Here is a 22,658-nt window from a genome sequence, read left to right as displayed (position 1 = left end):
CAGGTCAGCCCAGGCCCGTACCCCGGTCCCGCGCAGGGCCGGGCGCGGTGTCAGCGGGAACGCGAGTGGCCGAACAGGATCCGGTAGGCGATCAGCAGAACCAGCGCGCCGCCGATGGCCGACACCCATGTGGCACCGTCGTAGAAGTCCGTGGTGATGGGACGGTCCAGCCAGCGGGACGATATCCAGCCGCCGACGAAGGCGCCCGCGATACCGATGACGGTGGTGCCGATGAATCCGCCCGGATCACGTCCCGGCAGCAGGACTTTGGCGATGATCCCGGCGAGCAGTCCCAGAACGATCCAGCTGATGATGCCCATGCCGTGACCTGCCTCTCTTCGTACGAGTCGTATATCGATTCGTGTATCGATGTCGCTGCCGTGGGAGACGCCCGGGGTACCCGGCGCGGTTGCGCCGTCAGTAGGGTGCGGGCCATGACACAAGGGCTGCGACGGACGCTGGGTGTGTCCGATGCCGTGGTCATCGGGCTGGGCTCGATGATCGGCGCCGGGATTTTCGTGGCCATGGCACCGGCAGCCGGGGCCGCCGGCTCCGGAGCGCTGCTGCTTCTGGCACTGGGTCTGGCAGCGGTGGTGGCGTACTGCAACGCCATGGCGTCGGCCGGGCTCGCCGCCCGCTACCCGCAGTCCGGCGGGACCTACGTCTACGGGCGCGAGAGGCTCGGCGCGTTCTGGGGGTATCTGGCGGGCTGGAGCTTCGTCGTCGGCAAGACCGCGTCGTGTGCGGCGATGGCTCTGACCGTCGGTGCCTACGTCTGGCCGGGCCAGGCGCATGCGGTGGCGGTCGCCGCGGTCGTGGCGCTGACTGTCGTGAACTACGGGGGCGTTCAGAAGTCGGCGTGGCTGACGCGGGCGATCGTGGCGGTCGTTCTCGCGGTGCTTGCGGCGGTGGTCGTCTCCTGTCTGGTGTCGTCGGATTCGGTGGGTGCGGCGGGCCTGTTCGGGGACGGGACCCCGAGCGGGCCGGGTGGTGTGCTGCAGGCGGCCGGGCTGCTGTTCTTCGCGTTCGCCGGCTACGCGCGGATCGCCACGCTCGGCGAGGAAGTTCGGGATCCGGCCCGGACCATCCCGCGGGCGATTCCGCTGGCGCTCGGTATCGCGCTGGTGGTGTACCTGTGCGTCGCGGTGGCGGTCCTTTCCGTGCTGGGAGCGGTCGAGCTGGGCGGGGCGACGGCTCCGCTGGCGGATGCCGTCCGGGCGGCCGGGGCACAGTGGCTCGTCCCGGTGGTGCGGGTGGGTGCGGCGGTGGCCGCGCTCGGTTCGCTGCTGGCGCTGATCCTCGGCGTGTCCCGCACCACGCTGGCGATGGCCCGGGACGGCTACCTCCCCCGTACGCTGGCGGCCGTTCATCCCCGGTTCCAGGTGCCGCACCATGCGGAGCTGGTGGTGGGGGCGGTGGTGGCGGTCGTCGCGGCGACGGCGGATGTGCGGGGAGCGATCGGCTTCTCGTCGTTCGGAGTACTTGTCTATTACGCCCTGGCCAACGCCTCGGCGTGGACGCTCGGTTCCGGCTGGCGAGTTCTCGCCACGCTCGGGCTCACGGGCTGTCTGGCCCTGGCGTTCAGCCTGCCGCTGTCCGCGGCGGTGGCGGGTGCGGCGGTGCTGGCCGTGGGAGCGGCGGCGTACGCCGTCCGCGGGCGGGTCGTGCGCGGACGACCTTGATGCCCTGCTCCTCGAGGAAGGCGGCGGTCTCCTCGAGGGAGGCGGCGGTCTCCTCTGGTGCTGTGGCCGGATGAGTTGCCGGGAAGCTGGCGGCGTCCGGTGCATGGGGCCTCACCAGGCCCCCTCGGGGCCGTGGGGAAGCATCGCAAGGCGGTGGGGGTACCCCCGGGCCGGAGGCTGGGGGAGATCGCCCTAGTACTGGATGCACTCGGGTGATGCGACAACGCAGCGAGGGGCCGTGCAGGGCGCCGCGAGCCGGTGAACCTATCCGGCGTCGTCGTCGACCGGACGCCGGACGAACACCGCCTCGGGGCTCACGGCCCCGCGCGTCACCGCGCCGCGAACGGCTGGTCCGTCGGCACGATCTCCTTGCCCAGCGGCAGCAACGACACCGGGATCAGCTTGAAGTTGGCGATGCCCAGCGGGATGCCGATGATCGTGAGGCAGAGGACGATGCCCGTGGCGATATGGCCGAGGGCCAGCCACCAGCCGGCCAGAACGAGCCACAGCACGTTGCCGATGCACGAGGGGGCCCCGGCGTCACGCCGATCCACGACCGTGTAGCCGAACGGCCAGAGCGCGTACACGCCGATACGGAAGGCGGCCAGACCGAACGGGATGCCGATGATCGTGATGCAGAGCAGCACACCGGCGAGGAGGTAGCCGAGGAACATCCAGAAACCGCACAGGATGAGCCAAATGACATTCAGGATGGTCTTCATGATCGGCGGCCTGCCATTTGCTCGAGTCGGGCGATACGTTCCGCCATCGGTGGATGCGTGGAAAACATCTTGGACAGCCCCTGTCCCGGGCGGAACGGGTTGGCGATCATCATATGGCTGGCCGTCTCGATCCTGGGCTCGGGCGGCAGGGGCAACTGCTTGGTGCCTGCGTCGAGTTTGCGCAGAGCACTGGCGAGAGCCAGCGGATCCCCGGTGAGCCGGGAGCCTGACGCGTCCGCCTCGTACTCACGGGAGCGGCTGATGGCGAGCTGGATCACGGAGGCGGCCAGCGGGCCGAGGATCATGATCAGGATCAGACCGAGGAAGCCCGGCCCCTCGTCGTCGTCGGAGCGTCCGATCGGGATCAGCCACGCGAAGTTGACCAGGAAAAGGATCACGGAGGCGAGCGCGCCGGCGACGGACGAGATGAGGATGTCGCGGTTGTAGACATGGCTCAGCTCATGGCCGATGACGCCGCGCAGCTCGCGCTCGTCGAGTATCCCGAGGATCCCCTCGGTGACACAGACCGCCGCGTTGCGCGGGTTGCGGCCCGTGGCGAAGGCGTTGGGGGCCTGCGTGGGCGAGATGTAGAGCCGGGGCATCGGCTGGCGGGCCTGTGTGGACAGTTCCCTGACGATGCGGTAGAGAGCGGGCGCCTCGAATTCGCTCACCGGGCGGGCACGCATGGCACGCAGCGCGAGCTTGTCGCTGTTCCAGTACGCGTACGCGTTGGTCCCGATCGCCACCAGGAGGGCGACGATCAGTCCCGTACGGCCGAAGAAACTGCCGATGACGATGATGAGGGCGGACAGGCCCCCGAGGAGAACGGCGGTCCTCAGCCCGTTGTGCCGGCGGTGCACGGTACGCCCTCCATATGGTGCGGCAGGGGAACCCTTTGCTGGTCGTGGTCCGCTCTCCAGTGGACCCTCCCGTACTGGTCAACGCCAGGCGAGAGCCACGGGTTCCCCTGTCATCACGGGCGCAGGGCTACGCCGCCCGGGTGAGTACCGCGCGGGCGGTCCGGGTCAGCGCTGGGCGGGCAGCAGGCCGGCCTTCTCCAGCGCCTCGGGTACCGGCTGGACCTCGCTGGTGCAATGGGCGCAGCGGCTCGCGATCGCCGGAATCTCGGTGTAGCAACGCGGGCAGTCGCGCATCGCCGCCTTGATGCTGACCGGCTCCTCCTTGGTGAACCGGTTCTGCACCTTCATCATCGGGAGGACGACGCAGAAGTAGAGGACCGTCGCGGTGATCAGGAAAGCGATCGCCGCGCTGACGAACAGCCCATAGGGGAACTTCACACCGTCGACCTCGAACGTCGCCTTGCCGAAGTCCCCGGTGCCCTTGGCGGCGAGGCCGATCAGCGGGGTGATGAAGGCATTGCTGAAGCCGGTGACGACCGCCGTGAAGGCGGCCCCGACGGCCAGGCCGATCGCCATCGAGATCACGTTTCCGCGGAGGATGAAGTCCTTGAATCCGCTCAGCACAGCCGGCTCTCCCTTGCTCTCTGCTCGTGTTCCGTCGTGCTCTGCTCGTGTGCAGTGGCCCGACGCGCTGAACACGGTGCCGGGTAAGGGCCCGGCTTGTCGAACCCCGCTCAGAAGAGGCTGGTCGTGGCGAAGCGCAGCACCAGCTGGGGCCAGCCGGACAGCAGGACGCCCGCCACGGCGGTGACGGCGATCGCGGCCATGACCAGCGCGGGGGCCGGGTGCCGTACGGCCACCGCCGCGGCCCCCTCCGCTCCTTCTCCCGCGGCCTTCGCCGCGCCGCTCCCGGCTCCTTCCGGAGCTCGGAAGAGCAGCGCCGTCCACTGCAGGTAGTAGTAGAGCGCGATCACGACGTTCACGGCCATGATCACCGCGAGCCAGCCCAGGCCCGCGTCCACGGCGGCCGAGAAGACCGTGACCTTGGCGAACAGACCGATGACGCCGGGCGGCAGCCCTGCCAGGCAGAGCAGGAAGAAGCCCATCGCGAGGGCGGTCAGCGGGCGGGTGGCGTAGAGGCCGCGGTAGTCGGCGATCCGGTTCCGCGGGCTGGTACGGGCCACCAGCACCACCACGGCGAAGGCGCCGAGATTGACGATCGCGTACATCAGCGCGTAGGCGACGGTGGAGCCGATCTGGTCGTCGCTCGAGTACGCGGCAGCCGCGATGGGCACCAGGATGTAGCCGGCCTGCGCCACCGACGACCAGGCGAGCAGCCGGACCGCGCTCCAGGAACGCGTGGCGGACTGGCGTACGGCCGCCACATTGCCGACGGTCATGGTCAGCGCGGCGAAGACGGCCATGGCGGGGCCCCAGACGTCCGCGTACGCCGGGAACGCGATGACGGTCACCAGGATCAGCCCCGAGAAGCCGACGGCCTTGCCGACCACCGAGAGGTACGCGGCCACGGGCAGCGGCGCGCCGACATAGGTGTCGGGCACCCAGAAGTGGAAGGGCACGGCGGCCGTCTTGAAGGCGAAGCCCACCAGGGTGAGGGCGACGCCGGCCTGCGCGAGCGTCTCCAGCTGGCCCGGGACGTCGTCGAGCCGGGCGGCGATCTGCGTGAGGTGCAGACTGCCGGTCGTCGCGTAGACGAAGCTCACACCCAGCAGCATCACGGCGGTGGCGGTCACCGAGGAGAGGAAGAACTTCAGCGCCGCCTCACTCGACATCCGGTTGCCGCGGCGCAGACCCACCAGCGCGAACGCGGGCAGCGAGGCGACTTCGAGGGCGACGACCAGGGTGGCCAGGTCGCGCGAGGCGGGCAGCAGGGCGGCGCCGGCGGCCGAGGACAGCAGCAGGAACCAGTACTCGCCCGCCGGCAGCCGCTCTTTCGTTTCGGTGACCGAGAGCAGCGCGGTGAGCAGCGCGCCGCCGAGCACCAGGAACTGGATGACCAGCGCGAAGCGGTCGGCGGTGTAGCTGCAGGCGTCGGGGGCCGTGGTGAGGCAGAAGGTGGAGCGGTCGCCCTTGCGCAGCGGGGCGAGGGAGAGCACCGCGACGGCGAGTCCGGCGATGGCCCCGTAGCCCAGGTACGCCTTCCTGGCGTCGGGTACGAAGAGATCGGCGACCAGGATGATCAGTCCGACCACGGCGACGATGGTGGGGGGCGCGATCGCGAGCCAGTCGACCGACTGGACGACGGGCGCGGCAGGCGCTGCGAGCGCGTGGGTGGCGGCGGCCAGGGAGGTCATGCCTTTCCTCCTGCGAGGAGCTTCTGCACGGCCGGGTCGGTGAGGCCGAGGAGGATCGCGGGCCAGAGTCCGGCGACGACGGTGAGGGCGACGAGCGGGGTCCAGGCGGCGAATTCGTAGCCCTGGACGTCGGCGATCCCCGCCTCCCCCGCGGGCCTGGCGCCGCCCATGCAGACGCGGCGGACGACGACCAGGAGGTAGGCGGCGGTGAGCAGGGTGCCGAGGCCGCCGATCACCATGAAGGTGAGGAAGGCCGGGCGGCTGAGGCCGTCGGCGGGGTCGAAGGCGGCGAAGAGGGCCAGCATCTCGCCCCAGAATCCGGCGAGTCCCGGCAGGCCGAGGGAGGCGACGGCGGAGAAGGCGAGCAGTCCGCCGAGGCGCGGCGCGCGGCCGTAGAGCGCGGCGCCGGTGGCTCCGGCCAGGGCGTCGAGGTCGGCGGTGCCGTAGCGGTCCTTGATCGCGCCGACCAGGAAGAAGAGCAGTCCGGTGATGAGGCCGTGGGCGATGTTGGCGAACAGGGCGCCGTTGACTCCGGTCGGGGTCATGGTCGCGATGCCGAGGAGCACGAAGCCCATGTGGCCGACGGAGGAGTACGCGATCAGCCGCTTGAGGTCGCCCTTGCTGCCGCGCCTGGCGAGGGCGAGGCAGGCCAGCGACCCGTAGATGATCCCGGCGACGGCGAAGGCCGCGAGGTAGGGGGCGAAGATCTGCATCCCGTCGGGTGTGATCGGCAGGACGATCCGGACGAATCCGTACGTACCCATCTTCAGCAAGACGCCGGCGAGGAGGACCGAGCCGACGGTCGGAGCGGCGGTGTGGGCGTCCGGGAGCCAGCTGTGCAGGGGCCACATCGGAGTCTTCACGGCGAGGCCGATCCCGATCGCGAAAACGGCGATGAGCTGCACCGATGTGCTCAGGCCGCGGCCGTTGTCAGTGGCGAGTGCCACCATGTCGAACGTGCCGGCCTTGACTCCGACGAGGAGCAGGCCGAGCAGCATGACGACCGAACCGAGCAGTGTGTAGAGGATGAACTTCCAGGCCGCGGCACGGCGGCCCTCACCGCCCCAGCGGGCGATGAGGAAGTACATCGGGACGAGGACCGTCTCGAAGGCGAGGAAGAAGAGCAGCAGGTCGAGCACGGCGAAGGTGGCGAGGGTGCCGGACTCGAGAACGAGCAGCAGGGCGACGAATGCCTTCGGGGACGGGCCCGCCGGCATCTTGAAGTAGCTGTAGAGCGCGCACAGGAAGGTCAGCAGCGCGGTCAGGACCAGGAGGGGGAGCGAAATGCCGTCGACGCCGAGATGGATCCGCACATCGAGTGCCGGGATCCAGTTGATGTCCGTGGTGGCCTGCATCTTCGACGGCCGGCTGTGGTCGAAGCCGAGGGTGAGCACGATCGCGGCGGCGAGGATCACGCCGGTCACGGTCACTCCGTGCCGGAGCACGGCCTGCTCGGGCGACTTCCCCTTCAGTCCGGGCGGGGCGGGCAGGAGCGCGGCCGCGGCCCCGATGAGCGGGCCGACGACGATGAACGCGAGAAGGAACTGCATCACGGATTCGCTGATATCGATCACGGCTCACACTCCGGCGGCGACGAGTACGGCGGCGATCGCCAGGACGACGGAGCCGGCGAGCAGGGCGCTGAGGTAGGTCTGCACATTGCCGGTCTGGGCGCGGCGGACGAGCCATCCCAGCCAGTTGGTACCGGTGCCTGCGCCGCGTACGTAGGTGTCGACGACCTCGCGGTCCAGGAAGCGGACCAGTTCGGCGCCGGCCAGGACGGGGCGGACGAAGAGGGTGCGGTAGACGGCGTCGAGATGGAAGCCGGCGGCCGCGGGGCGGTGCAGCGGGCCGAGCAGCAGCCGGCCGGGGTCGGCGGGGTCCGCGGCCGGGTGCGGCATGTGCAGGGCTTCCGCCTCGACGAGGGCGGGCTCGGCATTCGGGTGGGCGACGACCTGGGGCAGCTCGGGGGCGGCTGCTGCGGCGGCCCGGGCACGGGCGGCCATGGCCGTCGTGTGGCGCCAGGTGCCGTAGGTGACCAGTACGCCGACCAGGGCCACGCCGGTGCCGAGCACGGCGGTGGTGAGCGTCGGGGTGAGCGGCCGTCCGTCGAACCAGTCGTCGATGTACGCCGCGCCCAGGCCGAAGCCGAGCGACGGGATGGCGAGCACCCAGAGCACGGCGTTCATGGCGAGGGGCTGCCTGCCGTGGTCGGGGGCGGGTGCGCCCTGACCACGGAAGGCGAGCAGCCACAGACGGGTGGCATAGGCCGCGGTGAGGAGGGCGGTGAGCAGTCCGGCGACCAGCACGGTCCAGCCGGCGCTGGAAGGCGCGAAGTCCGATTCGCCGAGCGCGGTGTGCTCGGCGGCCACGAGTACGGCTTCCTTGGAGAAGAAGCCGGCGAACGGCGGAATGGCCACCAGCGCGAGCAGGGCGATCGTCATCGTCCAGTACGCGTCGGGGATCCGCTTGCCAAGGCCGCTCATCCGGGACATGGCGGTCAGTGAGTTGGTTCCGGCGGCGTGGATGATCACGCCGGCGGCGAGGAAGAGCAGCGCCTTGAAGGCGCCGTGCGAAAGGAGGTGGAAGACGGCGGCGCCGCGGTCGCCGACGGCCAGGGCACCCGACATATAGCCGAGCTGGCCGATGGTCGAGTAGGCGAGGACCCGCTTGATGTCGTCCTGGGCCAGCGCGGCGAGTGCCGAGCCGACCATCGTCACGGCGGCCATCACGGCGAGTACGACCAGGGCGGCCGCGGACTCGGCGAAGACGGGCAGCAGCCGGGCGATGAAGTAGACACCGGCGGCGACCATCGTGGCGGCGTGGATCAGCGCGGAGACCGGGGTGGGGCCGGCCATGGCGTCGGGAAGCCAGGTGTGCAGCGGGAACTGCGCGGACTTGCCCGCGACACCGGCGAGCAGCAGCAGCGCGACGAGCGTCGGGTGGTCGATCGCGCCCGCCGCGACGGCGCCCAGCACGCCCCTGATGTTGAACGTTCCGGCGTCGACGGCCAGGGCGAACAGACCGAACAGGAAGGGGACGTCGCCGAGCTTGGTGACCAGGAAGGCCTTCAGGGAGGCGGCGCGCGCCTCGGGCGTCTCCCAGTAGTGGCCCACGAGGAAGTACGAGCAGATGCCCATGATCTCCCAGCCGACCAGGAGCACCATCAGGTCGCCCGAGTAGACGACGAGCAGCATCGCGGAGGTGAACAGGGAGACGAGTGCCGCGTACGAGGGGTAGCGGGGGTCGTCGCGCAGATACGCCGTCGAGTAGATCTGCACGCAGGACGCGACGAGTCCGACCAGGACCGCGACCAGGACCGCGAAGCCGTCCAGGTAGAGAGCGAGGTCGATCGGGACCGAGCCGGTGGGGGTGAGCTCGGTGGAGGCCACGATCGGCTTGCCGCCGCCCTGGCGTACGGCGACCAGGACCGCCAGCGCGAGGGCGGTCAGGGTCGGCAGTACGGCCAGCGGGCGGACGAAGCCGGGCGCGGTGCGGCCGGTGAGCAGCCCGGCGGCGGCGCCGAGGAAGGGAAGGAGGGGTACGAGAACGGCGAGGGTCGTCGTGGTCACGCGGTGGCCTCAGCCTTCTCTGCCGGGGCGGGCTCGGCCGCCTCCTCGGCACCGTGGGCGCCTTCGGCTGTGTCGCGGAGCTGGTCGATGTCCGAGGTGCCGCGGTTGCGGTAGACCATCAGGACGATCGCCAGGCCGATGCCGATCTCCGCTGCGGCGATGGCGATGGTGAAGAGGGTCAGGGCCTGTCCGGCGTGCACGGCGTCCCGGAGCCAGACGTCGAAGGCGACCAGGTTGAGGTTGACCGCGTTGAGCATGAGCTCGACGGACATCAGGACCAGGATCGCGTTGCGTCGCGCGAGCACTCCGTACAGCCCCGTGCAGAAGAGCAGGGCGGCGAGGACCGCGGGATAGGCGAGATGCATCAGCTCTTCCCCTCTCGGCCCGCGCCGGTCCCCTGGCCCGTCCCGGAGGGGCCGGGGGCGGCATCGGGCCCCTTCGCGCCCGCCGGGTCCTTGCGGGACAGGACGATCGCCCCCACCAGGGCGGCCAGGAGCAGGACGGAGAGCGCCTCGAACGGCAGCACCCAGTGCCGGAAGAGGATCTCGCCGGACACACGCGTGGAGCCCTGGCTCGGCCCGTCGAGGTCGATCCAGGTCGTACGGAAGGCGTCGACGACCACCCAGACCAGGGTGCCCGCGGACGCGACGGCCACGGCGAGTGCGGCGGGGCGGTTGCCCGAGTCGGCGTCCGGGGAGCGCCCGATGGGGGCCCTGGTGAGCATCAGCCCGAAGAGAAGGAGGACGACGACGGAGCCGACGTAGATCAGCACCTGCACCCAGGCGATGAACTCCGCGGTCAGCAGCAGGTACTCGACGGCGAGGCCGCCGAGCGCCACCACCAGCCACAGTGCGGCGTGCACCAGCTGCTTGCTCGTCACGGTGACGGCGGCCGCGGCGAGTGTCGCGATGCCCACCAGGACGAAGGCGATCTCGACGCCGCTCGGGGAAAGGAAGCCCTGCGCTTCGGCTGCGAGGCTCACGACCCTCCCTCCTCGGACTGCTTGGGCTGCTCCGTGGGCTGCTCGGGCTGCTCGGGCTGCTCGGGCTGCTCGGCGATGGTGGCCTGTTCAGCGGCGGAGTGTTCGGCGGCCAGCCTCTCGGCCGCCTGCTTCTCGGCCGCCTTGCGCGCGGCCGCGAGCTCCTTCGGCTCCTCCGCGGCCGGGTCCAGCGCGGGCGGCTCGGGGACGGTCCACATCCACTCGCGGAGCTTGTCCCGTTCGTGGGTGAGCTCGCGGATGTCGGTCTCCGCGTACTCGAACTCCGGCGACCAGAACAGCGCGTCGAAAGGACACACCTCGATGCAGATGCCGCAGTACATGCAGAGCGAGAAGTCGATCGCGAAGCGGTCGAGCACGTTACGGCTGCGCTCACGGCCACCGGGTACGGCCGCGGGGACCGTCTCCTTGTGCGAGTCGATGTAGATGCACCAGTCGGGGCACTCACGGGCGCAGAGCATGCAGACCGTGCAGTTCTCCTCGAACAGGCCGATCACACCACGCGTACGGGGCGGCAGCTCGGGCTGGACGTCCGGGTACTGCGCGGTGACGGACTTGCGCGTCATCGTGCGCAGCGTGACGGCGAGCCCCTTGGCCAGGCCGGATCCGGGGATGGCCACTACTGCATCACCACCTTCACGACGCCGGTGAGGGCGATCTGGGCGAGGGCGAGCGGGACGAGCGTCGTCCAGGCGAGTCGCTGCAGCTGGTCCTCGCGCAGCCGCGGATAGGTCACCCGCAGCCAGATCACGATGAACGCGAGCACGGCCGTCTTGAGCAGGGTCCAGACCCAGCCGAGGCCGTCGGCACCGAACGGCCCGTGCCAGCCGCCGAGGAAGAGGACCGTGGTGAGACCGCAGAGGACGACGATGCCGGCGTACTCGGCCAGCAGGAAGAGCGCGAACCGCAGGCCGGTGTACTCGGTGTACGCACCGAAGATGATCTCGGAGTCGGCGACCGGCATGTCGAAGGGCGGACGCTGCAGCTCGGCGAGCCCGGCCACGAAGAAGACGATGGCGCCGACGATCTGCCACGGCAGCCACCACCACTCGAAGGCGTTCAGGATGCCCGGGAGCGAGAGGGTGCCCGCGGCCATCGCGACCGACGCGGCGGTGAGCAGCATCGGAAGCTCGTAGGCGAGCAGCTGGGCGGCCGTGCGCAACGCGCCGAGCAGGGAGAACTTGTTGGCCGACGCCCAGCCCGCCATGAGCGAGCCGAGCACGCCGACGCCCATCACGGCGAGCGCGAAGAACACGCCCGCGTCGACGAGCACACCGACGGCACCCTCACTCGGTCCGATCGGGATGACGATCAGGACGAGGAGGTACGGGAGCAGTGCCACGGCGGGTGCGAGCTGGAAGATGCGGCGGTCGGCGTTGGCCGGGACCACGTCCTCCTTCTGCGCGAACTTCACACCGTCCGCGACGAGCTGGGCCCAGCCGTGGAAGCCACCGGCGTACATGGGGCCGAGGCGGCCCTGCATATGCGCCATCACCTTGTGCTCGGTCTGCCCGATGACCAGCGGCATGACCAGGAACACGATGAAGACGACGATCAGCCGCAGGGCGACGTCGAGCGCGTCGTTCATGCGGGGTCGTCTCCTTCGGAATCGGCCGGCGCGGCGTCGGATCCTTCGTCGGACCCGTTCGGCGCTCCGGGGGCCGGCGGGGCGGCGGCCCCCGACGGGGGACGAGAGCCACGGTCGGGCTGAGCCGCGGCATCGGTGGTGGGTTCGGTCGCGGGTTCGGTGCCAGGCTCGGCGGCCGTCGGTGCCGCAGGGGCGGGCTTCGCCCCGGGCTCGGGTGCGGGCTCACGCTCGGGCTCAGTTGCGGCCTGGGCCCCGGGCTCGGGCTTCGCGGCTTCCGTTTCGCGCTTCGCGCCCTCGGTCGACGGCTCGTCCGAGGCGGGTTCGCTCACGGGCTTCGCGCCCTCGGTCGACGGCTCGTCCGAGGCGGGTTCGCTCACGGGCTTCGGCTCGGCCGCGGTCGCGGGTGCCGCCCCCGATCCCGGCGCCGGCGTCTCGTCGTCGAACGCCGGGCGAGCGTGGTGCCACGGGGCATCCGCGCTGCGCGGACTCGGGCGGGCGGGCGGCGCGCTGGCATCCGTACCGGGTGCGGTGGCATCCGTACCCGCGGCGGTGGTCTCGCCCCGCCGGCTGGCCGAGCCCTCGCCGGCACTGCGAGCGCGCCGGGGCGTGGTTCCGGCGGCCGGTCCGCTGGAGGCCCGGTCGGTGGAGGCAGCCGGTGTACCGGTGGTCGCCGGCGTCTCCGGGACCGCGGCGGTGGTCTCCCCCTGCTCCGAGGGCGCCGGCTGCTGGCTCGCCGAGCCCTGGGCCGCCGTGCGGGCGCGCCTGGCCGGCGCCGCAGGGGCCTCCGCGGTCGCAGGGGCCTCCGCGGTTGCGGCGCCCTGACTGGCCGAGCCCTCCGTCACGCTGCGCGTGCGGCGTGCGGGACGCTCGCCCGCCGCCGCTCGCGGAGTACGCGCGGGCCGGGCCGGAGCAGGCGGAAGCTGCCCCTTGAGGGGTCCCCACTCGTTCGGGTCCGGGACGCCGGGCGGGAGCATCTGCCGCCGCTTCGGACCGCCGTGCTCGGACTCCCCCGGCTCCTTGGCACCCGGCCATGCCTTGGCGACCCGCGCCGCGAGCACGAAGTCCTTGCGCAGCGGATGCCCTTCGAACTCGTCCGGGAGGAGCAGCGGGACGAGGTGCGGGTGGTCGGTGAACGAGACGCCGAACATCTCGTACGTCTCGCGCTCGTGCCAGGCGGCCCCCGCGTAGACACCGACGGCCGTCGGGAGGGCGGGAGCGTCGTGCGGCACGGTCGTCCGCAGCAGCAGCCGGCGGATCGTGTGCCCTTCCGGTCCGGCCTCCAGGGCGGCGACGTGCGCGCAGACGCGGAAGCCGGTGCCGGGCTCGTCGACGGCGCTCAGCCAGTCGAAGTAGGTGCAGCCGAGTTCGTCACGGGCGGTGCGCAGCGCGTCGAGCCAGCCGGCGGCGGGCACGTCCACGGTCAGCAGGTCGTACGCCGCCTCGGCCGTCGCCTCTGGCCCGAAGCGCTCGGCGACGTCGGTGTCGAAGGCGCTCACTCGGCGGCTCCCGGTACGGGCGGCGGGGTGACGAGGCCGCTGCGGAGCTGGCCGGTGGACGACCGGCCGGGAGCCGTGCCGTACCGCTCCCCCAGCGACTCGCGGGCGATCTTCTCCTGGAGCTTGAGGATGCCCTGGAGCAACGCCTCGGGCCGCGGCGGGCAGCCGGGCACGTACACGTCGACGGGGATGATCTGGTCGACGCCCTTGGTGACCGAGTACGAGTCCCAGTAGGGGCCGCCGCAGTTCGAGCAGGCGCCGAAGGAGATGACGTACTTGGGCTCGGGCATCTGCTCGTAGAGCCGCTTCACCGCGGGCGCCATCTTGTCGGTCACCGTGCCGGACACGATCATCAGGTCGGCCTGGCGCGGCCCGGGCGCGAAGGGGATCACGCCGAGGCGGATGAAGTCGTGCCGGGCCATCGACGCGGCGATGAACTCGATCGCGCAGCAGGCCAGCCCGAAGTTGAAGACCCAGAGGCTGTAGCGGCGGCCCCAGTTCAGGACCACCTTCATCGGCTCGGGGGCCAGCCGGGCGAGGGCGCCCAGCTTCCCCTTGCCCGCGGTGGGGAGCACCGTGGGTTCCGGGAGCAGCACGGGCTCGGCGGCGGGCTGTGCGGCGCCGCCACCACCCGGGGTCTGCGGGGTCACGTCCATGCGAGGACGCCCTTCTTCCATGCGTAGAGCAGTCCCACGGCCAGGAAGCCGAGGAAGACGAACATCTCCACGAGCGTCGTCGCGCCGTAACCGGGCGCGGCGAAGACCGTGGCCCACGGGAACAGGAAGATCGAGTCGACGGCGAAGATCACGTACAGGAACGCGTACACGTAGTAGCGGACCTGGGTGTGGGCCCAGCCCTCTCCCACGGGGTCGACGCCGCATTCGTACGTGAGCAGCTTCTCGGGAGTGGGTACGACGGGGCGCAGCAGCCGGCCCGCGCCGAAGGCCACCGCGACGAAGAGGACTCCGATGACGGCGAGCAGCCCGACGACCGAGTAGCTCTGGAAGTATTCGGCCGCGAGTACGGTCGGTTCGGTGGGTTCCGGCACGTCCGTCCCTCGCTCCCTGCCCCTTGCTCGATGATTCGTTCGGCGATCCGATGCGATCGACGGTCCTTCGCACGGGAGTCTAGGCCCTGGTAAGGGCAGGGTAAGCAGCCGTATCACGCTTTGGTCGGGGATCTGCCGCCCAGAGGTGGGGATATCCCCACTTCCCGGCACCCATGTACCCCATGGCGTGCGCGGATACGACCCGGCAGGCTGGGCCGCATGACCGTGACCAGCACTCCTGGCGGCGCAGAGAACGACGGACCGCCGCCCGCCCGCTTCGCCTACACAGGGCACACCTGGCGGGAAATCGCCTACCTCCTCTCCGGCCTGCCCGTCGCCCTCCTCGGATTCGTGTACGCGGTGACGATGGTCGCCGTCGGCGCGGGGCTGTCCGTCACGGTCGTCGGTCTGCCGCTCCTCGCGGCGGGTCTCGCGGGAGCACGGCTGCTCGGCCGCTGGGAGCGTGCGCGGGCGCGGGCGCTGCTCGGTGTCCGGGTGGAGGAGCCGAGTGCCCTGCCACGGCGCCGGGACGAGGGCCTCTTCGCCCGGCTGTGGCCGGCTCTGAAGGACCCGGTGGCCTGGCGCTCCGTGCTGTACGCGTTCATCCGCCTGCCCTGGGGCATCGTCGGCTTCGTCGTCACGCTGACGGGGCTGTTCGTGCTGTGGCCGGTGCTGCCGTTCGTCGTCAGGGCCCTGAGCAACGTCGACCGGGTACTGGTCCGCGGGCTGCTCTCGCCGTCCGACGAGCTGGAGCGGCGGATCGCCGAGCTGGAGTCGGACCGGGGGATGGTCGTGGACACGGCAGCCGCCGACCTGCGGCGCATCGAACGCGATCTCCACGACGGCGCCCAGGCCCGGCTGGTCGCCCTCGCGATGGGGCTCGGCCTCGCCAAGGAGAAACTGCTGGAGGACCCCGACACGGCGGCGGCCATGGTCGACGAGGCGCACGGCGAGGTGAAGCTGGCCCTGAAGGAGCTGCGCGATCTCGCACGGGGCATCCACCCTGCCGTGCTCACCGACCGCGGCCTGGACGCCGCCCTGTCCTCGGTCGCCTCCCGCTGCACCGTTCCGGTGCAGGTCACGGTCGATCTCGCGGCCCGCCCGGCGGAGGCGATCGAGGGCATCGCCTACTTCACCGTCTCCGAGCTCCTGCAGAACGTCAGCAAGCACGCGGGGGCGGCGCGGGCGTCCGTGGACGTCTGGCGCAGGGACGACCGGCTGCTGATCCAGGTACGGGACGACGGACGCGGCGGTGCGTCGGTCGGCGGTGGCACGGGCATGGCCGGGCTGGCGGAGCGGCTGGGCTCCGTGGACGGCCTGTTCGCCGTGGATTCGCCTCAAGGCGGCCCGACGGTGATCACGGCCGAGCTGCCCTGGCGCGACCGGGCGACCACGCCGGCGGGCACGGGCACTGCGGCGCGGTAGGGAAAACCCCCGGCCGGGACGGAGACCGGCCACATGGTGCCGTTCCGGCGCGCTCAGCAGCATGGAGACCGACAGCGCGGCCCCGCGACGTGTCAGACGAGCAGTGGACGAGCAGTGGACGAGCAGAAACGGACGACGACGATGGCCATGGCCTACGGAACGGACCCGGACCTCCGGGCGCCCCGCGCCCACCGCCTTCCCCAACCGCTGCGCGCGCCGTTCGAGGCCCGTGCCTGGCGCGAGTTCGGCCACGTCCTGCTGGGCCTGCCGCTCGCCATCACCTACTTCACTCTCGCCGTCTCCCTGACAGCGACCGGCGCCGGACTGGTGGTGACCTTCCTCGGCATCCCGCTCCTGGCGGGCACCCTGGCCATGTGCCGTGGATTCGGCGCGCTGGAGCGGCTGCGGGCACGCGCCCTGCTGGGCCTCGACGTCGCCGCCCCGGCCCCGGTCCGGCCCCGTGGCAGCGGGCCGGCGGCCTGGGTGGGGGCGACGCTGAAGAGCGGGGTGTCCTGGCGGCATCTGCTCTACGCGGTGGTGTATCTGCCGTGGTCGGTGTTCACGTTCTCCGTCGCCCTGCCGCTCTGGGTCACCGGCTGGGCCCTCGCCACGTATCCGCTCTGGCACTGGGTCTTCCCGGCCTTCGTGGGCAGGGACGGCCTCCAGCTGTACGCCGACCGTTCGCACGCCTACGTGATCGACACCCCCTTCGAGCTGGCCACCACCAGCGCGATAGGCCTGCTCCTGACGATGGCGACGCCGTGGATCGTGCGAGGGCTCACCGCTGTGGACCGACTGCTGGTCATGGGCCTGCTGGGCCCGTCCCGGCTGGAGGACCGCGTGGTGGAACTGGAGTCGGACCGGGGGGTGGTCGTGGACACGGCAGCCGCAGACCTGCGCCGCATCGAACGCGATCTGCACGACGGCGCCCAGGCCCGGCTGGTCGCCCTCGCGATGGATCTCGGTCTGGCGAAGGAGAAGCTGCGGCAGGACCCGGTCATGGCGGCGCGCATGGTGGAGGAGGCTCACGGTGAGGTGAAGACCGCGCTTCAGGAGCTGCGCGATCTCGCTCGCGGCATCCACCCGGCCGTGCTCACCGACCGCGGCCTGGACGCCGCCCTGTCCTCCGTCGCCTCCCGCTGCACCGTTCCGGTACGGGTGGAGGTGGACCTGCCGGCGAGGCCCGCGCCCGCGATCGAGGGCATCGCCTACTTCACCGTCTGCGAGCTCCTGCAGAACGTCAGCAAGCATGCGCGGGCGACGCGGGCATCCGTCGATGTGTGGCGGGCGCAGGACCGGCTGATGCTCCAGGTCAGGGACGACGGGCAGGGCGGCGCGGATGCTGCGGCGGGCAGTGGACTGGCGGGGCTGGCGGAACGTCTCGGCGCGGTGGACGGGGTACTGGTGGTGGATTCACCGGCCGGCGGCCCCACGGTCGTCACGGCGGAGCTGCCCTGGCGTACGTGACCCGGCCCGCACCCGGTGTCACACGTGCTCACGGCCGGGACCCGCAGCCGGGACCGCGGCGGTGGAGCCGGCAGCGGCCCCCGGCTCCGGCCGGGGGCCGCTGGCTCGTCCCGCCGGCGCGCTACGGCGCGCCGGGCTGGGTTTGTGGTGGGTGAGGGCACCGGGGAGCGGATCCTGGAATGCTGGGGCAGTACGACGTCGGGACTCATCGACACATGGGGGATGCAGGTCGTGGAGGACAGGGTTCGGGTGGTCATCGCCGAGGATTCCGTGCTGCTGAGGGAAGGTCTGACCCGGCTGCTGACCGACCGGGGCCACGAGGTGGTCGCCGGAGTGGGGGACGCGGACGCGCTGCTCAAGACGATCGACGACCTCGCGGGGCAGGACGCATTGCCCGACGTCGTCGTCGCCGATGTCAGGATGCCGCCCACGCACACGGACGAGGGGGTGCGCGCGGCGGTGCGGCTGCGCGGCGACCACCCCGGGATCGGTGTCCTGGTGCTGTCGCAGTACGTCGAGGAGCGGTACGCCACCGAGCTGCTCGCCGGGAACACCCGCGGTGTCGGCTATCTGCTCAAGGACCGGGTCGCCGAGGTGCGGGAGTTCGTGGACGCGGTCGTGCGGGTGGCCAGGGGAGGCACCGCACTGGACCCGGAAGTGGTGGCCCAGCTGCTGGGCCGCAGCCGCAAGCAGGACGTCCTGGCCGGGCTGACGCCGCGCGAGCGGGAGGTCCTCGGTCTGATGGCGGAGGGCCGGACGAACTCGGCGATCGCCAGGCAGCTGGTGGTGAGCGACGGAGCCGTGGAGAAGCATGTGAGCAACATCTTCATGAAGCTCGGGCTGTCCCCCAGCGACGGGGATCACCGGCGTGTACTCGCGGTACTGACCTATCTCAACTCCTGAGTACCTGACACCCTGTCAGATAGGTCGGATGCGCCGGACTCATCCGGGCGCGACAACCACGGGCTCCGGCGGCAGCGTCTTGAGGAAGGGACTCGGGGGAGGCGAGCGGAACATGGCAAACCAGGACATCAGGTCATCTCAAAACGTCGTCCAGTATATGAGCGGCCCAGGGAAGGCCACCCTTACCGACGTAGGGTGGGCATTGGAGCGACCGGCGAGCCGGCCGCAGCCCAGCCGCCTCGAAGGAGGTCCAGTTCAGTGACCAGCCAGGTCAGTAGCCCAGCCGAGCACGCAGACGAGGCAGACGAGGCCGGGGACACCCTCGTCGGGGGGCAGCGCAGACCCCCCGGCGACAAGGAAGTCCGCCGCCTGGACCGTGTGATCATCCGGTTCGCCGGCGACTCCGGTGACGGTATGCAGCTGACAGGTGACCGCTTCACGTCGGAGACGGCGTCGTTCGGCAACGACCTGTCCACGCTCCCGAACTTCCCGGCCGAGATCCGCGCGCCCGCCGGCACCCTGCCGGGCGTCTCCTCGTTTCAGCTCCACTTCGCCGACCACGACATCCTCACCCCGGGTGACGCTCCGAACGTCTTGGTCGCGATGAACCCGGCGGCGCTCAGGGCGAACATCGGCGATGTGCCGCGCGGCGGCGAAATCATCGTCAACACGGACGAGTTCGCCAAGCGCGCCATGGCCAAGGTCGGCTACGCCACCAGCCCGCTCGAGGACGGCTCCCTCGACGGGTACAACGTGCACCCGGTCCCGCTGACGACCCTCACCGTCGAAGCGCTCAAGGAGTTCGGGCTCTCCCGCAAGGAGGCCGAGCGCTCAAAGAACATGTTCGCGTTGGGGCTGCTGAGCTGGATGTACCACCGCCCCACCGAGGGCACCGAGACGTTCCTGCGCACCAAGTTCGCCAAGAAGCCGGAGATCGCCGAGGCGAACGTCGCGGCCTTTCGGGCCGGCTGGAACTTCGGCGAGACCACGGAGGACTTCGCCGTCTCCTACGAGGTCGCCCCGGCCACCCAGGCCTTCCCGACGGGGACCTACCGCAATATCTCCGGCAACCTGGCGCTGTCCTACGGACTGATCGCCGCGTCTCAGCAGGCGGACCTTCCGCTGTACCTGGGCTCGTACCCCATCACCCCGGCCTCGGACATCCTGCACGAGCTGTCCAAGCACAAGAACTTCGGTGTGCGGACCTTCCAGGCCGAGGACGAGATCGCGGGCATCGGCGCGGCGCTCGGGGCGGCCTTCGGCGGCTCGCTGGCCGTGACGACGACCTCGGGCCCCGGTGTGGCCCTGAAGTCCGAGACCATCGGCCTGGCGGTGTCGCTGGAGCTTCCGCTGCTGGTCGTGGACATCCAGCGGGGCGGCCCTTCGACCGGTCTGCCCACCAAGACCGAGCAGGCCGATCTGCTGCAGGCGATGTACGGGCGCAACGGCGAGGCGCCGGTCCCGATCGTGGCCCCGAAGACGCCCGCGGACTGCTTCGACGCGGCGCTGGAGGCGGCCCGGATCGCGCTGACGTACCGCACCCCGGTGTTCCTGCTGTCCGACGGCTATCTGGCCAACGGCAGCGAGCCCTGGCGGATCCCGGATCTGGACGAACTCCCCGACCTCCGGGTGCAGTTCGCGCGCGGCCCCAATCACACCACCGAGGACGGCACCGAGGTCTTCTGGCCGTACAAGCGCGACCCGCGGACGCTGGCGCGCCCCTGGGCCGTCCCCGGCACTCCGGGCCTGGAGCACCGGATCGGCGGCATCGAGAAGCAGGACGGCACGGGCAACATCTCGTACGACCCGGCCAACCACGACTTCATGGTCCGGATCCGGCAGGCCAAGATCGACGGCATCGAGGTGCCCGACCTCGAGGTCGACGACCCGGACGGAGCCCGCACGCTGGTGCTGGGGTGGGGGTCGACCTACGGGCCGATCACGGCGGCCGTACGCAGGCTGCGCGGCGCCGGCCTGCCCATCGCGCAGGCCCATCTGCGCCACCTCAACCCGTTCCCGAGGAATCTGGGGGACGTTCTGGAGCGTTACGACAAGGTAGTGGTGCCGGAGATGAACCTCGGCCAGCTCGCCGGGCTGATCCGGGCGAGGTTTCTGGTCGACGCACACTCCTACAACCAGGTCAACGGCATGCCGTTCAAGGCCGAGCAGCTGGCGGCGGCTCTCAAGGAGGCCATCAATGACTGAGACAGCGTCCACTCTGCTGTCGCTGGTTCCGAAGGCCGAGGCCAAGCAGTCCATGAAGGACTTCAAATCGGACCAGGAAGTCCGCTGGTGCCCCGGCTGTGGTGACTACGCGATCCTCGCGGCCGTGCAGGGCTTCATGCCCGAGCTCGGCCTCGCGAAAGAGAACATCGTCTTCGTCTCCGGCATCGGCTGCTCGTCCCGCTTCCCGTACTACATGAACACCTACGGGATGCACTCCATCCACGGCCGCGCGCCCGCCATCGCGACCGGGCTCGCCTCCTCGCGCCGCGATCTCAGCGTCTGGGTCGTCACCGGTGACGGCGATGCGCTGTCCATCGGCGGCAACCACCTGATCCACGCCCTGCGCAGGAACGTCAATCTCAAGATCCTGCTCTTCAACAACCGGATCTACGGTCTGACCAAGGGCCAGTACAGCCCCACCTCCGAGGTCGGCAAGATCACCAAGTCGACACCGATGGGATCGCTCGACGCGCCCTTCAACCCGGTGTCCCTGGCGATCGGAGCCGAGGCCTCCTTCGTGGCCCGCACGGTCGACTCCGACCGCAAGCACCTCACCGAAGTGCTGCGTGCCGCCGCCGACCACCCGGGCACGGCCCTGGTGGAGATCTACCAGAACTGCAACATCTTCAACGACGGCGCCTTCGACGCCCTCAAGGACAAGCAGCAGGCCGAGGAGGCGGTGATCCGGCTCGAGCACGGCGCGCCGATCCGCTTCGGCAGCGAGCGCGAGAAGGGGGTCGTGCGGGACCCGGCGACCGGCGATCTGAAGGTCGTCACGGTCACCCCGGACAACGAGGCCCAGGTCCTCGTCCACGACGCCCACAGCGCCAGCCCGACCGCGGCCTTCGCCCTCTCCCGGCTGGCCGACCCCGACACGCTGCACCACACCCCGATCGGGGTGTTCCGCAGCGTCGAGCGACCGGTGTACGACGTCCAGATGTCCGACCAGCTCGACAGCGCGATCGAGCAGAACGGCAAGGGCGATCTGACGGCGCTGCTGGCCGGCAACGACACCTGGACGGTCGTCGGCTGACGACATAGCCGCAGCTCACCATCACACCGCTCAGGGGCGCCGGTCCGGGACCGGCGCCCCTGAGCGCGTTCCCGCCTCGAACGCCGTCGCCGTGACGGTGATCGCGGAGGCCGCCGCCGCGGGCAATGTCATGACCGTATAGCGATACGGGCATGACACGCGGGCCCGTTCGGCGCTACCTTCGGACACGACGCGCGCAGGCGGTGCGCTCGGGTGCGGCGGGAGGTTCGGTGAAGGACGACGAGCAGCGGGCGGGTCTGCTGTACGGGATCGGCGCCTACGGGATGTGGGGTCTGGTCCCGCTCTTCTGGCCGCTTCTCAAGCCGGCCAGTGCCGTCGAGATCCTGGCCCACCGCATGGTGTGGTCACTCGCGCTGGTCGCCGTCGCCCTGCTGGTGCTCCGGCGCGGACGCTGGATACGCGGGCTGCTCGCCGACCCCCGCAAACTCGGGCTCATCACCGTCGCCGCCACCGTGATCACCGTCAACTGGGGCGTCTACATCTGGTCCGTCAACGCCGGCCATGTCGTCGAGGCCTCGCTCGGCTACTTCATCAATCCGCTGGTCACCATCGCGATGGGCGTGCTGCTGCTCAAGGAGCGGCTGCGGCCGGCGCAGTGGGCCGCCGTGGGCACCGGCTTCGCGGCCGTGCTCGTACTGGCCGTCGGATACGGCCGCCCGCCGTGGATCTCGCTGGTCCTCGCGCTCTCGTTCGCCTGCTACGGACTGCTCAAGAAGAAGATCAACATCGGGGGCCTGGAGTCGCTGGCCGCGGAGACCGCGGTGCAGTTCCTGCCCGCGCTCGGCTATCTCCTGTGGCTCGGCTCCCAGGGCTCGGCCGTCTTCGGTACGCGAGGTGCGGGCCATGCCGCGCTGCTGGCCGCCACGGGCGTGGTCACCGCCGTGCCGCTGATCTGCTTCGGGGCGGCGGCGATCCGGGTCCCGCTGTCGACTCTGGGACTGCTGCAGTATCTGGCGCCGGTGTTCCAGTTCCTGCTGGGCGTCGTCTACTTCCACGAGGAGATGCCCGCCGAGCGCTGGGCCGGTTTCTCGCTGGTCTGGCTGGCGCTGACCATCCTCACCTGGGACGCCCTGCGCACGGCGCGCCGCAACAGGGCGCGGCTCGCCGGGGCGAAGCGCCTCGCCCAGGCGGAGCTCCTCGCACAGTCCGCCGCGGCGGAGCCGGCCCCGGTCGCGGACGTCGTGCCGGCACCGGCCCGGGGCGAGACCACGAGCGGCTGACCCCGGTCGGCCGCCGGCGGGATCGCCGGACACCTCGTCGCCCCGCGGGTGCGGCGGATCCGGTCGCCCGCCGCGCCCGGACA

General features: G+C 70.9%; 20 protein-coding genes and 1 pseudogene. 7 read left to right on the top strand and 14 right to left on the bottom strand.

Features of this window, described 5'->3' with window-relative positions:
- Nucleotides 1–50: 50 nt before the first annotated feature.
- Nucleotides 51–320: a GlsB/YeaQ/YmgE family stress response membrane protein gene (locus tag ACTWOL_RS22035; RefSeq protein WP_474298477.1), complete on the bottom strand. Its 270-nt coding sequence runs from the start codon at nt 318–320 to the stop codon at nt 51–53.
- A 114-nt stretch (nt 321–434) separates the two neighbouring features.
- Here ACTWOL_RS22035 and ACTWOL_RS22030 point away from each other — a divergent pair, with 114 nt between their 5' ends.
- Nucleotides 435–1,682: an APC family permease gene (locus tag ACTWOL_RS22030; RefSeq protein ID WP_474298476.1), complete on the top strand. Its 1,248-nt coding sequence runs from the start codon at nt 435–437 to the stop codon at nt 1,680–1,682.
- A gap of 329 nt (nt 1,683–2,011) precedes the next feature.
- Here ACTWOL_RS22030 and ACTWOL_RS22025 read toward each other — a convergent pair whose 3' ends face one another.
- The 13 genes and pseudogenes from ACTWOL_RS22025 to ACTWOL_RS21965 all read right to left on the bottom strand — a co-directional run bounded on the left by ACTWOL_RS22025 (nt 2,012) and on the right by ACTWOL_RS21965 (nt 14,280).
- The gene (locus ACTWOL_RS22025; protein ID WP_474301232.1) at nt 2,012–2,407 is read right to left on the bottom strand and encodes a YccF domain-containing protein; all 396 of its coding nucleotides are present in this window, start codon (nt 2,405–2,407) and stop codon (nt 2,012–2,014) included.
- On the bottom strand, nt 2,401–3,264 hold the full coding sequence (gene htpX, locus ACTWOL_RS22020) for a zinc metalloprotease HtpX (RefSeq protein WP_474298475.1): 864 nt from the start codon (nt 3,262–3,264) through the stop codon (nt 2,401–2,403). The genes ACTWOL_RS22025 and htpX overlap by 7 nt, the downstream gene beginning before the upstream one ends.
- Before the next feature lie 165 nt (nt 3,265–3,429).
- The gene (locus ACTWOL_RS22015) at nt 3,430–3,888 is read right to left on the bottom strand and encodes a large conductance mechanosensitive channel protein MscL (protein ID WP_474298474.1); all 459 of its coding nucleotides are present in this window, start codon (nt 3,886–3,888) and stop codon (nt 3,430–3,432) included.
- 110 nt (nt 3,889–3,998) lie between these two features.
- Complete coding sequence (locus ACTWOL_RS22010; RefSeq protein WP_474298473.1) at nt 3,999–5,579, bottom strand: NADH-quinone oxidoreductase subunit N; 1,581 nt, start codon at nt 5,577–5,579, stop codon at nt 3,999–4,001.
- The gene (locus ACTWOL_RS22005; protein WP_474301231.1) at nt 5,576–7,129 is read right to left on the bottom strand and encodes a complex I subunit 4 family protein; all 1,554 of its coding nucleotides are present in this window, start codon (nt 7,127–7,129) and stop codon (nt 5,576–5,578) included. The genes ACTWOL_RS22010 and ACTWOL_RS22005 overlap by 4 nt, the downstream gene beginning before the upstream one ends.
- Nucleotides 7,130–7,156: 27 nt before the next feature.
- Nucleotides 7,157–9,151: an NADH-quinone oxidoreductase subunit 5 family protein gene (locus ACTWOL_RS22000; RefSeq protein WP_474298472.1), complete on the bottom strand. Its 1,995-nt coding sequence runs from the start codon at nt 9,149–9,151 to the stop codon at nt 7,157–7,159.
- Nucleotides 9,148–9,516, bottom strand: a complete 369-nt coding sequence (nuoK, locus tag ACTWOL_RS21995) for an NADH-quinone oxidoreductase subunit NuoK (protein ID WP_474298471.1) — start codon at nt 9,514–9,516, stop codon at nt 9,148–9,150. The genes ACTWOL_RS22000 and nuoK overlap by 4 nt, the downstream gene beginning before the upstream one ends.
- Nucleotides 9,516–10,133 (bottom strand): NADH-quinone oxidoreductase subunit J family protein, encoded by a 618-nt coding sequence (locus ACTWOL_RS21990; RefSeq protein ID WP_474298470.1) that lies wholly within the window; start codon nt 10,131–10,133, stop codon nt 9,516–9,518. The genes nuoK and ACTWOL_RS21990 overlap by 1 nt, the downstream gene beginning before the upstream one ends.
- A complete protein-coding gene (locus ACTWOL_RS21985; RefSeq protein ID WP_474298469.1) occupies nt 10,130–10,768 on the bottom strand; it encodes a NuoI/complex I 23 kDa subunit family protein in 639 nt (212 codons plus the stop codon). Before ACTWOL_RS21985 ends, ACTWOL_RS21990 begins: the two co-directional genes overlap by 4 nt.
- Entirely contained in the window at nt 10,768–11,736 is a 969-nt protein-coding gene (locus tag ACTWOL_RS21980) for a complex I subunit 1/NuoH family protein (protein WP_474298468.1), read from the bottom strand. The genes ACTWOL_RS21985 and ACTWOL_RS21980 overlap by 1 nt, the downstream gene beginning before the upstream one ends.
- Before the next feature lie 932 nt (nt 11,737–12,668).
- Nucleotides 12,669–13,232: pseudogene (locus ACTWOL_RS21975) on the bottom strand (NADH-quinone oxidoreductase subunit C); the annotation flags it as partial.
- Nucleotides 13,229–13,747: an NADH-quinone oxidoreductase subunit B gene (locus ACTWOL_RS21970; RefSeq protein WP_474301230.1), complete on the bottom strand. Its 519-nt coding sequence runs from the start codon at nt 13,745–13,747 to the stop codon at nt 13,229–13,231. The gene ACTWOL_RS21970 and the pseudogene ACTWOL_RS21975, both read right to left, overlap by 4 nt.
- A 131-nt stretch (nt 13,748–13,878) precedes the next feature.
- Entirely contained in the window at nt 13,879–14,280 is a 402-nt protein-coding gene (locus ACTWOL_RS21965) for an NADH-quinone oxidoreductase subunit A (protein WP_474298467.1), read from the bottom strand.
- 219 nt (nt 14,281–14,499) lie between these two features.
- On the opposite strand from ACTWOL_RS21965, the gene ACTWOL_RS21960 reads away from it, so the two are divergent.
- From ACTWOL_RS21960 to rarD, 6 genes are all read left to right on the top strand, one after another.
- Entirely contained in the window at nt 14,500–15,705 is a 1,206-nt protein-coding gene (locus ACTWOL_RS21960) for a sensor histidine kinase (RefSeq protein WP_474298466.1), read from the top strand.
- Nucleotides 15,706–15,819: 114 nt separating this feature from the next.
- The gene (locus tag ACTWOL_RS21955; RefSeq protein WP_474298465.1) at nt 15,820–17,172 is read left to right on the top strand and encodes a sensor histidine kinase; all 1,353 of its coding nucleotides are present in this window, start codon (nt 15,820–15,822) and stop codon (nt 17,170–17,172) included.
- A gap of 231 nt (nt 17,173–17,403) precedes the next feature.
- Complete coding sequence (locus tag ACTWOL_RS21950; protein ID WP_474298464.1) at nt 17,404–18,075, top strand: response regulator transcription factor; 672 nt, start codon at nt 17,404–17,406, stop codon at nt 18,073–18,075.
- 369 nt (nt 18,076–18,444) lie between these two features.
- Complete coding sequence (locus tag ACTWOL_RS21945; protein ID WP_474301229.1) at nt 18,445–20,280, top strand: 2-oxoacid:acceptor oxidoreductase subunit alpha; 1,836 nt, start codon at nt 18,445–18,447, stop codon at nt 20,278–20,280.
- Nucleotides 20,273–21,334 carry a 2-oxoacid:ferredoxin oxidoreductase subunit beta gene (locus ACTWOL_RS21940; RefSeq protein ID WP_474298463.1) on the top strand — a complete coding sequence of 354 codons (1,062 nt, stop codon included), beginning with the start codon at nt 20,273–20,275 and terminating at the stop codon, nt 21,332–21,334. Before ACTWOL_RS21945 ends, ACTWOL_RS21940 begins: the two co-directional genes overlap by 8 nt.
- A 230-nt stretch (nt 21,335–21,564) precedes the next feature.
- Nucleotides 21,565–22,575 carry an EamA family transporter RarD gene (rarD, locus tag ACTWOL_RS21935; RefSeq protein ID WP_474298462.1) on the top strand — a complete coding sequence of 337 codons (1,011 nt, stop codon included), beginning with the start codon at nt 21,565–21,567 and terminating at the stop codon, nt 22,573–22,575.
- Nucleotides 22,576–22,658 lie beyond the last annotated feature (83 nt).

Source organism: Micromonospora sp. IBHARD003 (assembly GCF_056106285.1).
The sequence above is the reverse complement of the archived record's forward strand: the minus strand, read 5'-3'. Positions and strand labels throughout refer to the sequence as shown.

Coding starts and splice junctions, on each gene's coding strand:
- ACTWOL_RS22035 (WP_474298477.1), bottom strand. CDS start 320: ATGGGCATCATCAGCTGGATCGTTCTGGGACTGCTCGCCGGGATCATC.
- ACTWOL_RS22030 (WP_474298476.1), top strand. CDS start 435: ATGACACAAGGGCTGCGACGGACGCTGGGTGTGTCCGATGCCGTGGTC.
- ACTWOL_RS22010 (WP_474298473.1), bottom strand. CDS start 5,579: ATGACCTCCCTGGCCGCCGCCACCCACGCGCTCGCAGCGCCTGCCGCG.
- ACTWOL_RS22005 (WP_474301231.1), bottom strand. CDS start 7,129: ATGCAGTTCCTTCTCGCGTTCATCGTCGTCGGCCCGCTCATCGGGGCC.
- nuoK (WP_474298471.1), bottom strand. CDS start 9,516: ATGCATCTCGCCTATCCCGCGGTCCTCGCCGCCCTGCTCTTCTGCACG.
- ACTWOL_RS21980 (WP_474298468.1), bottom strand. CDS start 11,736: ATGAACGACGCGCTCGACGTCGCCCTGCGGCTGATCGTCGTCTTCATC.
- ACTWOL_RS21970 (WP_474301230.1), bottom strand. CDS start 13,747: ATGAAGGTGGTCCTGAACTGGGGCCGCCGCTACAGCCTCTGGGTCTTC.
- ACTWOL_RS21960 (WP_474298466.1), top strand. CDS start 14,500: ATGACCGTGACCAGCACTCCTGGCGGCGCAGAGAACGACGGACCGCCG.
- ACTWOL_RS21940 (WP_474298463.1), top strand. CDS start 20,273: ATGACTGAGACAGCGTCCACTCTGCTGTCGCTGGTTCCGAAGGCCGAG.